Here is an 11,341-nt window from a genome sequence, read left to right as displayed (position 1 = left end):
AACGTTCACCATTGCCATTCCAATCTGATCCGTGGCATCAAACCGATATGACCGACCTCGCTAACGCCAGCCTGCGGATGTGGTGGCGCTCCTTCTAGGAGCGGCAGTCGTCATTTCTTGAAATCGACCCTTGCCGCCGTGATCCGGCAGGCATGGTCATTTCCCGGCATCTTTCCGATCGCGGCGGCTCCTTAACGGAGCAACTAAATGTCACCTATCGATAATCGCCCGGTCATTCTCACAGGCGATCGGACTACAGGTCCCCTCCATCTCGGTCACTACGTCGGTTCTCTGAGGAACCGCGTGGCCCTCCAGCATACGCATCGGCAATTCCTGCTTCTGGCGGATATGCAAGCGCTGACCGACAACGCGCATGATCCGGAGAAGATTCGCCGGAACGTGCTGGAAGTCGTCTTCGACTATCTTTCCGTGGGGATCGATCCGGCCGAAACGACAATTTGCCTTCAATCCGCATTGCCGGCGCTGGCCGAACTGACGGTGCTTTATATGAACTTCGTGACCGTCGGACGGCTGGAGCGCAACCCGACCATCAAGACGGAAATTCAGCTTCGCGGCTTTGAGCGTGATGTCCCAGCGGGTTTTCTTTGCTATCCCGTCGCTCAAGCGGCTGACATCACCGCGTTCAAGGCGACGATCGTTCCGGTGGGTGAAGATCAGGCTCCGCTGATCGAGCAAACCAACGAAATCGTGCGTCGTCTCAACCGGCAGGCCGGCCGCGAGGTTCTTGCGGAAGCCAAGGCAATGATCCCGATGATCGGACGCCTGCCGGGCGTCGATGGCAAAGCCAAAATGAGCAAGTCGCAGGGCAATGCCATCCCGCTATCCGCATCGCCGGACGATATTCGGCAAGCCGTGCGCCGGATGTACACCGATCCTGCTCATCTGCGCGCCGCCGATCCGGGAAAGATCGAGGGCAATGTCGTCTTCACCTATCTCGATGCCTTTGCCGAGGATAGGACTTTCGTCGAAGAGCTAAAGGAGCGCTATCGAAGGGGCGGTCTTGGCGACATGGTCGTGAAACAGCATCTTGAAGATATTCTGCAAGCTCTGCTGGCCCCGATCCGCGAGCGCCGTGCCCACTATGCCGCCGATCCCGGTTACGCCCTGGAAGTCCTGCGGCAAGGTACGCTCAGGGCAAGGCAGCGGACGGAGGCAACCCTTGCGGAATTGCGCGCCGCGTTAGGTCTGTTCACATTGACCTAAGGCGGCTGCGCGGGTTGCCATCCGTTATCGACGCGACTCGCTTCCGATCATTCCGCCAGAGCAACGGCGATTTCCGCGGCAAGGCGCGCATTGTTTTCGACCAGCGCGATATTGGTCTTCAGGCTGCGGCCGTCGGTGATGTCGAAGATGGTGCTGAGCAGATAGGGAGTGACCGCCTTGCCGGCGATTTCGTCGCGCTCGGCGCTGTCCAAGGCGCGTTCGATGTAGATTTCCATCTCCTCACGCGGGATTTCATCGGCTTCCGGAACTGGATTGGCGATCAGCATGCCACCGTTGATGCTAAGCTGTTCACGGGTTACCTGGAAGTTGGCGATCGCGGCAGGGCTGTTCAAGGTCAGCGGGCTCGGCAGGCCGGAGGAACGCGACCAGAAGGCGGGGAATTCGGCGCTGTCGTAGGTGACGACGGGCACGCCGCGGGTTTCCAGCACTTCCAGCGTTTTCGGAATATCCAGGATGGCCTTGGCGCCGGCGCAGACCACGATGACGTCAGTGCGGGCGAGCTCTTCCAGGTCGGCCGAGATATCGAAGCTTTCCTCGGCGCCGCGATGCACGCCGCCAATGCCGCCGGTCGCGAAAACCTTGATGCCGGCCCGCGCTGCGGCGATCATCGTCGCGGCAACCGTGGTGGCGCCCGTGCGGCGCTCTGCAATGGCGAAGGCGAGGTCGGCGCGCGAAACCTTCATCGCACCAGTTGTCTGAGCGAGCGCCTCCAGCTCTTCAGGCTCCAGGCCGATATGCAGCACGCCATGAATGACGGCGATTGTCGCCGGCACGGCGCCTTCCTGCCGGATGATCGCCTCGACGCTACGCGCCATCTCGATATTGCCGGGATAGGGCATGCCATGGGTGATGATGGTCGATTCCAATGCCACCAATGGAGCGCCGCGCAATTTTGCTGAAGCAACCTCCTTCGAATAGGAGATCGGCAGCAGGGGTGAAATGGGCTTGGTCATGGTTGTGTCCGATTGGCTGAGTTGGGAAATGCGAAAATCGCGCGCTTCATGACAAAATAGCGGCTTCGGGAACAAGAGCCAGTATTGCCTTCAGAAGGTCGGGCGAAAGATCCTCCGCCGTGGCGAATGGTGATTGCACGGTGATCGCGGCGGCCGCTGCCCCATAGCGCACCGCCTCGCCGAGATCGTGACCGGCAAGCAGGGCGGCCAGAACACCGGCGGCGAGCGAATCGCCGGCACCGGTGACATCGGCAACCTCATCGATAACGGGCGGCTGCAGGCTGACGGCGGCATCGCCGGAAAAAGCGATCAGTTCGCGTTTGCCACGTGTAATGACACCACCCCTGAGGCCGAGTGCCCGCAATCCGGCGATCCAATGGCGCGGATCGTCCGGACGGCTCTCCGTCAGCGCCGCAGCTTCGGCCTCGTTCAGAAAAAGATGGTCGATGCCGGCAAGGCAGGGCTTCAGGCGCACCACTTTGGCCGGCGAAATCGCGATCGCGGCCAATGGCTTGCCGCAATCGGCTGCGCGCATTGCGATGGCGGCCAGCGTTTCGGCGGGTAGATTGGCGTCGCAAAGGATCAGGTCAGTGGCTTCGAAGGCATCGCGGATGGCGCGGATCGTCAGCCGGCGCGGCACGAACAGCTTATAGAGCTCCATGTCGGCGAGGGCGATCACCAGATTGCCGTCGCGTTCGAGGATTGCCGTATAGCTCGGCGTCTTGCGATCGAGAAAAACGAAGGGCTTGTCGTCGACGCCGGCATTGAGCGCCGCTTCCGCCACCATCTCGCCGGCCGCATCGCCGCCACGCGGCGAGATCAGCCGCACATCAAAGCCGAGACGGGCCAGATTGCGTGCCGCGTTGAAGCCGCCACCGCCCGGTTCCTCGAACCATGCGCCCGGGTTGCTGGCCCCCGGCGCCGTCTCGCCGAAGATGCGGCCGCGCCGGTCGATATGGGCACCACCCAAAACGAGAATCTTCTTCGCCATATCGATCTCCTCAGCGCTTCCAAAGGCGAATCGAGCCGGCTGATATCTCACGCAAAATGCCCGGCAAGGACACGTAAGTGCTTGCTATGAAAGAAGAAAACAAATGTAGAACGAAATTCATTTTACCTTTTTCTTTCAATTGCTTGTTGTGCTCTTGCGACATGAGAACAAATAGAGTACACAATTCTCATCAGCGGCGACATTGCTTGAGCGGCTTCAATAACCTAAAGGTGGATCGGATGTCTCAGAATTCTTTGCGGCTTGTAGAGGACAAATCGGTGGATAAAAGCAAGGCACTTGAAGCGGCACTCTCTCAAATTGAGCGGTCGTTCGGCAAGGGCTCGATCATGAAGCTCGGCTCGAACGAGAACGTGGTCGAAATCGAAACAGTTTCCACCGGCTCCCTGAGCCTCGATATCGCTCTCGGCATTGGCGGCTTGCCGAAGGGGCGCATCATCGAGATCTACGGGCCGGAAAGCTCCGGCAAGACGACGCTGGCGCTGCAGACCATCGCCGAATCCCAGAAAAAGGGCGGCATCTGCGCCTTCGTCGACGCCGAACACGCGCTCGATCCGGTCTATGCCCGCAAGCTCGGCGTCGACCTGCAGAACCTCCTGATTTCGCAGCCGGACACCGGCGAACAGGCGCTTGAAATTACCGATACACTGGTGCGTTCCGGCGCCATCGACGTTCTCGTCGTCGACTCCGTTGCCGCGCTGACGCCGCGTGCCGAAATCGAAGGCGAGATGGGCGACAGCCTGCCGGGCATGCAGGCCCGCCTGATGAGCCAGGCGCTGCGCAAGCTTACCGCTTCGATCTCGAAGTCCAACTGCATGGTCATCTTCATCAACCAGATCCGCATGAAGATCGGCGTCATGTTCGGCTCGCCGGAAACGACGACCGGCGGCAATGCGCTGAAGTTCTATGCCTCCGTCCGTCTCGATATTCGCCGTATCGGTTCCGTCAAGGAGCGCGAAGAGGTGGTCGGCAACCAGACCCGCGTCAAGGTCGTCAAGAACAAGATGGCACCGCCCTTCAAGCAGGTGGAATTCGACATCATGTATGGCGAGGGCGTTTCCAAGACTGGTGAGCTGATCGACCTCGGTGTCAAGGCTGGCATCGTCGAGAAGTCCGGCGCCTGGTTCTCCTATAACAGCCAGCGTCTGGGGCAGGGCCGCGAAAACGCAAAGCTCTTCCTGCGCGACAATCCGGATCTTGCTCGCGAGATCGAGCTGTCGCTGCGCCAGAATGCAGGTCTTATTGCCGATCGCTTCCTGCAGAATGGCGGACCAGACGCTGATGACAGCGACGCCGCGGACGCGTAATTTCCGCGACCAAGCTCAGGACTAACCAAGACTAAAATTCAAAACCGGCCGTATTGTCCAAGGGATGTACGGCCGGTTTTGCTTGTGCGGCTGGACAGGGCCGGGAGCGGACGATAAAAGCCACTGGATTTGTTAAATATTGCCAACGCGTGATCCCCAAAAGTGCGAAGCGGTTTTTGGACAAGACCATGCTAGGTGAAGGAACATGAGCGAGATGGGACATCTCGCTCGAGGCAAGGACTGAAGGGCCCAATATGAGCGGTGTGAACGAAATCCGGTCGACCTTTCTCGACTATTTTAAGAAGAACGGCCACGAGATCGTGCCGTCGAGCCCGCTTGTTCCACGCAACGATCCGACGCTGATGTTCACCAATGCCGGCATGGTGCAGTTCAAGAACGTCTTCACCGGCCTGGAGCAGCGCCCCTACAAGACTGCATCGACGGCACAGAAATGCGTGCGCGCCGGCGGCAAGCATAATGACCTCGACAATGTCGGCTATACCGCCCGTCACCATACCTTCTTTGAGATGCTCGGCAATTTCTCGTTCGGCGACTATTTCAAGGAGCGCGCCATCGAGCTTGCCTGGAACCTGATCACCAAGGAATTCGGCCTCGACGCCAAGCGCCTGCTGGTGACGGTCTATCATACCGACGATGTCGCCTATGATCTCTGGAAGAAGATCGCCGGTCTTTCGGACGACAAGATCATCCGCATCGCCACCAGCGACAATTTCTGGGCAATGGGCGATACCGGTCCTTGCGGCCCATGTTCCGAAATCTTCTATGATCACGGCGACCATATCTGGGGCGGCCCTCCCGGCTCGCCGGAAGAGGATGGCGACCGGTTCATCGAGATCTGGAATCTCGTCTTCATGCAGTTCGAGCAGATCACTAAGGAGCAGCGGGTCGACCTGCCGCGTCCGTCGATCGACACGGGCATGGGTCTCGAACGCGTTGCTGCCGTGTTGCAGGGCAAGCATGACAATTACGACATCGACCTGTTCCGCGCATTGATCGAGGCTTCGGAAGAGGCGACCGGAGTCAAGGCCGAGGGCGAACGCCGCGCCAGCCACCGCGTCATCGCCGATCACCTGCGCTCCTCCGCCTTCCTGATCGCCGACGGCGTGCTGCCGTCGAACGAAGGCCGCGGCTATGTGCTTCGCCGCATCATGCGCCGCGCCATGCGCCATGCGCAGTTGCTCGGCGCCAAGGAGCCGCTGGTCTGGAAGCTGTTGCCGACGCTCGTCCAGCAGATGGGCCGCGCCTATCCCGAGCTCGTGCGTGCCGAAGCGCTGATTTCCGAGACGCTGAAGCTGGAAGAGACCCGTTTCCGCAAGACGCTGGAGCGTGGTCTGTCGCTGCTTGCCGATGCAACCTCGACGCTTCACAAGGGCGACAGCCTTGATGGCGAGACCGCGTTCAAGCTTTATGACACCTATGGCTTCCCGCTCGACCTGACGCAGGATGCGCTGCGCGCCCGCGGCATCGGCGTCGACATATCGAGCTTCACCGACGCGATGGAACGGCAGAAGGCCGAAGCCCGCTCGCATTGGGCTGGCTCCGGCGACAAGGCAACCGAAACCATCTGGTTCGAGCTCAAGGAAAAGTTCGGCGCCACCGAATTCCTCGGCTACGACACGGAGGCCGCTGAAGGCGTTATCCAGGCAATCGTCAAGGACGGTGTTGCCGTCGACAGCGCATCTGCCGGCGACAGGGTGCAGATCATCGTCAACCAGACGCCGTTCTACGGCGAATCCGGCGGTCAGATGGGCGATACCGGCGTGGTTTCTAGCGACCACGGCAAGCTCACCGTAAGCGACACGCAGAAGAAGGGCGAAGGCCTTTTCGTTCATAGCTCGGAAGTGTCTGAAGGCAAGATCAAGATCGGCGACGCCGTCGTGCTGACGGTCGATCACAACAGGCGGTCGCGCCTGCGCGCCAACCACTCCGCGACCCATCTGCTGCATGAGGCGTTGCGCGAGGTACTTGGCACCCATGTGGCGCAGAAGGGTTCGCTGGTGGCGCCCGAGCGTCTGCGTTTCGACGTTTCGCATCCGAAGCCGATGTCGGCTGAAGAGCTGAAGGTGGTCGAGGATATGGCTAACGAAATCGTGCTGCAGAACTCGCCGGTCACGACCCGCCTGATGAGCGTCGATGACGCCATTGCCGAGGGCGCCATGGCGCTGTTCGGCGAGAAGTATGGCGACGAAGTCCGCGTCGTGTCCATGGGGCAGGGTGTGCGCGGTGCCAAGGCTGACAAGCCCTATTCCGTCGAACTGTGCGGCGGCACACATGTCTCCGCCACCGGCCAGATCGGCCTTATCCGTGTCCTTGGCGAAAGTGCCGTCGGCGCCGGTGTCCGCCGTATCGAAGCGGTGACCGGCGAATCCGCTCGCGACTATCTGACCGAGCAGGATGAGCGCGTGAAGACGCTGGCCTCGACGCTGAAGGTGCAGCCGGGCGATGTCGTGTCGCGCGTCGAGGCGCTGATGGATGAGCGTCGCAAGCTGGAGCGCGAACTGGCTGACGCCAAGCGCAAGCTCGCCATGGGCGGCGGCCAAGGCGGTTCCGCCGATGCGGTCCGTGACGTCAATGGCGTCAAGTTCCTCGGCAAGGCCATTTCCGGCGTCGACCCGAAGGATCTCAAGGGTCTTGCCGATGACGGCAAAACCAGTCTCGGTTCCGGCGTCGTGGCGCTAATCGGCGTTTCGGAAGACGGCAAGGCCAGCGCCGTCGTTGCCGTCACGGAAGACCTGACCGGCCGCTTCAGCGCTGTCGATCTCGTCCGCATTGCCTCCGCCGCGCTCGGCGGCAAGGGCGGCGGCGGCCGTCCCGACATGGCCCAGGCCGGCGGTCCGGATGGCGCCAAGGCTGATGAAGCGGTTGAGGCAGTTGCTGCCGCACTCGCCGGCTAAGAGTTTTTTATTACACTGATCAGAAGCGGCGGGAGCTGATGGCCCCGCCGCTTTTGTTTTGTCCGCCAAACTCAGCAGGATTTGTCAAATCGAGATATGGTCTTTTGAGGCCGATCGATTTGCAAGGGGTTTGACATGAGTGGCGGAACGGCATGGGCGCTTTACGAGACCCGCCTGCGGCGGGTTTCGGCCCATATCCACGAGCATCTGGATGACGAGCTCGATATGGAAAAGCTTGCCGAGATCGCCTGCGTGTCCAGCTATCATTGGCACAGGATCTATCGGGCGATCTATGGCGAGACGGCGGCGGCGACCGTCAAGCGGCTGCGGCTGCACCGTGCCGCCGGCGATCTCGTCAACACCCGTCTATCTGTCAACGACATTGCAAAGCGGTCGGGCTATCCCAACCTCCAGTCGTTCAACCGCATCTTCAAATCCGTCTACGGCACCCCGCCGGCGCGATATCGGAATGAGGGAAGCCACACGATCTTCGAACCCAGTACCCAAGGAAGGATCACGGTCATGTTCGACGTTACGCTTCGCATCCTCTCGCCGATTTCGCTTATCGGTGTCGCCCATCGCGGCTCCTACATGCAGATCGGCCAGGCTTTCGAAATTCTGTTCGGCACCATCTTCGCTCGCGGTCTTGCCAGGCCCGATATGCGGATGATCGGCGTCTATCTGGATGATCCCGACCTGATCGCGGTCGACAAATTGCGCTCCTATGCCTGCGTCAATGCTGGCGACGATATTGCCGCCGAGGCGCCCTTGGAACGGCGGACAATCGACGGTGGCGAGTATGCTGTGTTACGGCACAAAGGGCCGTATGCCGATATGTACAAGGCCTATCAGTGGCTCTATGCCGAATGGCTTCCTGCCTCCGGCCGGCAACTGCGCGATGCGGTGATGTTCGAAGAATATCTCAACAATCCACGCGATGTGCCGCCGACCGAGTTGCTGACGGAAATCCATATGCCGCTGCAATAACCGTATGATGTGCTGAATGAGAAGTTGGCTCTAGTCCATTGTCTTTTCAAGCATTCGCTTGCTTTGGCATCGCCGCATTGTCCAATTCGTTGCCGCGGCGGTAGGCGTCGCGGTCGCTGATGCGGCCCCAATAATCAATGAAAGCCTGACGCTTCTCGATAGTGCCGAAATTGAGGCCCCAGCCGACATGCGAACCGACATAGACGTCGGCGGCCGTGAAACGGTCGCCAGCGATGAAGGGTGAGGCGCTAACCGCCTGTTCCAGAGTGTCGAAGACATGTTCCAGACTGCCGCAACCCGCCATGCGCAGGCGTTCGGGAGGGATTTCGAAGCCCAGCGCGCGGTTGGTCACGGCCATCTCCATCGGGCCGGCAGCAAAGAACATCCAGCGGAAGTAATTGCCGCGTTCGGCTGCTGTCGGCGCAAGACCGACTTCAGGAAAGGTTTCGGCCAAATAGGCGCAGATGGCAGCGCATTCGGTGACGATGGTATCGCCGTGCTTGATGGCAGGCACCTTGCCCATAGGGTTCACTGAGAGGTATTCGTGCGCCTTCATCGTCGTGCCGAAGTCGAGATATTCGGTGCGGTAGGGCTGGCCGATCTCCTCGAGCATCCAGCGGGCAATGCGTCCGCGCGACATCGGGTTGGTATAGAAAACGAGTTCTTCAGCCATCTGTCTCTCCCTTTGTTGGGCGCATTCTAGCCGCCGGTCGGTCAAGGCGGCAAGATTTCGGGCAAAAGAAAACCCGGCACCAAGGCCGGGTTCCCGCAGGTCTCGAAGTCGGCGAGGCTTAGGCAGCCATGGCCTTCTTGAGGTTTTCGTCGATCTTGTCGAGGAAAGCGGTGGTGGAGAGCCACGGCTGGTCGGGGCCGATCAGCAGTGCCAGGTCCTTGGTCATGTAGCCGGCTTCGACGGTGTCGACGCAGACGGTTTCGAGCGTCGCGGCGAACTTCGCGAGTTCGGCATTGTCGTCGAGCTTGGCGCGATGCGCGAGGCCGCGGGTCCAGGCGAAGATCGAGGCGATCGAGTTCGTCGAGGTTTCCTGGCCCTTCTGGTGCTGGCGGTAGTGGCGGGTGACTGTGCCGTGAGCAGCTTCGGCTTCGACCGTTTTGCCGTCCGGTGTCAGCAGAACCGAGGTCATCAGGCCGAGCGAGCCGAAGCCCTGGGCAACCGTGTCGGACTGAACGTCGCCGTCGTAGTTCTTGCAGGCCCAGACGTAGCCGCCGGACCACTTCAGCGCGGAAGCGACCATGTCGTCGATCAGGCGGTGTTCGTAGGTGATGCCGGCTTCGTCGAACTGCGCCTTGAACTCGTTCTGATAGACTTCTTCGAAGATATCCTTGAAGCGGCCGTCATAGGCCTTGAGGATGGTGTTCTTGGTCGACAGGTAGACCGGCCACTTGCGCATCAGGCCGTACATCATCGAAGCGCGGGCAAATTCGCGGATCGATTCGTCGAGGTTGTACATGGCCATGGCAACGCCGGCGCCAGGAGCGTTGAAGACTTCCTTTTCGATCACCGTGCCATCTTCGCCGACGAACTTGATGGTCAGCTTGCCCTTGCCCGGGAATTTGAAGTCGGTGGCGCGATACTGGTCGCCGAAGGCGTGACGGCCGACGACGATCGGCTGCGTCCAGCCCGGAACCAGACGCGGAACGTTCTTGCAGATGATCGGCTCGCGGAAGATGACGCCGCCGAGGATGTTGCGGATCGTGCCGTTCGGGCTCTTCCACATTTCCTTGAGGTTGAATTCCTTCACGCGGGCTTCATCCGGCGTGATCGTGGCGCACTTGATGCCGACGCCGTACTTCTTGATGGCGTTGGCGGCGTCGACGGTCACCTGATCATTGGTGGCGTCGCGGTTTTCGACCGAGAGGTCGTAATAGTCGATATCAATATCGAGGTAGGGGAAGATCAGTTTTTCTTTGATAAGCTGCCAGATGATGCGAGTCATTTCGTCGCCATCGAGATCGGCAACCGGGTTAGCGACCTTGATCTTCTTCATGCTTCTGCCTCGTTTAAGCTGATGGGGACCGGATGTCCCTGTGAGTGATATGAAGTCCCGAGGGCTATAGCACCGCAAGTCTCGAACGCAAAGCCGATAGAGGCGCCGAAACGGCGTTTTTGCCGATCACGTCCCCTTCATCGAGACGCATGCTTTTCAAGATCGAGCCATTGCCAAAGCGCCGGATGCGACTAATGTCGCGCGAATGCTTCGCCGATCATCACGGATTTTTATCATGCAAAAAATTGCCGCTGCCGCGCTTTTCGCCGTTTTCCTTCCGCTCTCGCTGGGCGCCAGCTCGGCCGGGGCGGCCGACGTGATGGCGCCGGTCAAGACGGTGATGGACGCGACCGTTTCCAATTGGGCGGGCGGTGACAGCGATTGGCAGGATATTTTCGACGATAGCAAGCTGAAGGACATCTACAGCAAGGATTTCGTTGCGAAATACCAGGCGGCGGCGCAGTTCCCCGCCGCGGATGAAGATGGCATTTCGCCCTTCGATTACGATGTCATCGTTGGCGGGCAGGATGCATGCCCGCTGCAGGAACTGAATATCGCGCCGCAACCGCCGAAGGGCGATACGACAGAGGTGATTGCCACCTTCAAGAAATCTGTCTGCATGGGCACGGATGCGGACTATCAGAAAACGACCACTGTGCGCTTCGAAATCATCCAGGAGGCCGGAAAGCCCGTGATCGACGACATCATCACGGTCGATGACGGCGGCCAGTCCAATTCGCTGAAATCGGTCATGCAGGACATCGTCAAACAGCAACAACAGCAGCCATCGGATCAGACGCCGCAGCAGGATCAGCCGCAGCAGTGATCGGGTCGTGGCCGGCGGGTTCTTATCTCGCCGGTCTTGCGGCCTGCCGGTATAGCCCGATCGATGCCGACAACCGACTTCGCCCTTGCCGAT

The 11,341-nt window shown here is 60.1% G+C and carries 9 protein-coding genes; 5 read left to right on the top strand and 4 right to left on the bottom strand.

Annotation, left to right across the window (positions count from 1 at the left end; genetic code table 11):
- The first annotated feature begins 207 nt into the window (after positions 1–207).
- Positions 208–1,224, top strand: a complete 1,017-nt coding sequence (gene trpS / locus NXC24_RS10655) for a tryptophan--tRNA ligase (RefSeq protein WP_104823249.1) — start codon at positions 208–210, stop codon at positions 1,222–1,224.
- Positions 1,225–1,271: 47 nt separating this feature from the next.
- On the opposite strand, the gene NXC24_RS10650 is transcribed toward trpS, so the two are convergent.
- Positions 1,272–2,198: a pseudouridine-5'-phosphate glycosidase gene (locus NXC24_RS10650; RefSeq protein WP_104823248.1), complete on the bottom strand. Its 927-nt coding sequence runs from the start codon at positions 2,196–2,198 to the stop codon at positions 1,272–1,274.
- Between the two features lie 46 nt (positions 2,199–2,244).
- The gene (locus NXC24_RS10645) at positions 2,245–3,189 is read right to left on the bottom strand and encodes a carbohydrate kinase family protein (protein WP_104823247.1); all 945 of its coding nucleotides are present in this window, start codon (positions 3,187–3,189) and stop codon (positions 2,245–2,247) included.
- 239 nt (positions 3,190–3,428) lie between these two features.
- Between NXC24_RS10645 and recA the strand changes: the two genes are divergently transcribed.
- The 3 genes from recA (at position 3,429) to NXC24_RS10630 (ending at position 8,416) form a co-directional block, all read left to right on the top strand.
- Positions 3,429–4,514, top strand: a complete 1,086-nt coding sequence (gene recA / locus NXC24_RS10640; protein WP_104825111.1) for a recombinase RecA — start codon at positions 3,429–3,431, stop codon at positions 4,512–4,514.
- Between the two features lie 254 nt (positions 4,515–4,768).
- Positions 4,769–7,429, top strand: a complete 2,661-nt coding sequence (gene alaS, locus NXC24_RS10635) for an alanine--tRNA ligase (protein ID WP_104823246.1) — start codon at positions 4,769–4,771, stop codon at positions 7,427–7,429.
- Positions 7,430–7,564: 135 nt separating this feature from the next.
- Positions 7,565–8,416 carry an AraC family transcriptional regulator gene (locus tag NXC24_RS10630; protein WP_104823245.1) on the top strand — a complete coding sequence of 284 codons (852 nt, stop codon included), beginning with the start codon at positions 7,565–7,567 and terminating at the stop codon, positions 8,414–8,416.
- A gap of 46 nt (positions 8,417–8,462) precedes the next feature.
- On the opposite strand, the gene NXC24_RS10625 is transcribed toward NXC24_RS10630, so the two are convergent.
- Both NXC24_RS10625 and NXC24_RS10620 read right to left on the bottom strand, forming a co-directional pair.
- Positions 8,463–9,089, bottom strand: coding sequence for a glutathione S-transferase family protein (locus NXC24_RS10625; protein WP_104823244.1), 627 nt, complete (start codon positions 9,087–9,089; stop codon positions 8,463–8,465).
- 118 nt (positions 9,090–9,207) lie between these two features.
- Complete coding sequence (locus tag NXC24_RS10620; protein WP_104823243.1) at positions 9,208–10,422, bottom strand: NADP-dependent isocitrate dehydrogenase; 1,215 nt, start codon at positions 10,420–10,422, stop codon at positions 9,208–9,210.
- A gap of 235 nt (positions 10,423–10,657) precedes the next feature.
- On the opposite strand from NXC24_RS10620, the gene NXC24_RS10615 reads away from it, so the two are divergent.
- Positions 10,658–11,248 (top strand): hypothetical protein, encoded by a 591-nt coding sequence (locus NXC24_RS10615; RefSeq protein WP_104823242.1) that lies wholly within the window; start codon positions 10,658–10,660, stop codon positions 11,246–11,248.
- Positions 11,249–11,341 lie beyond the last annotated feature (93 nt).

The organism is Rhizobium sp. NXC24, assembly GCF_002944315.1.
Lineage (GTDB): Bacteria > Pseudomonadota > Alphaproteobacteria > Rhizobiales > Rhizobiaceae > Rhizobium.
The sequence above is the reverse complement of the archived record's forward strand: the minus strand, read 5'-3'. Positions and strand labels throughout refer to the sequence as shown.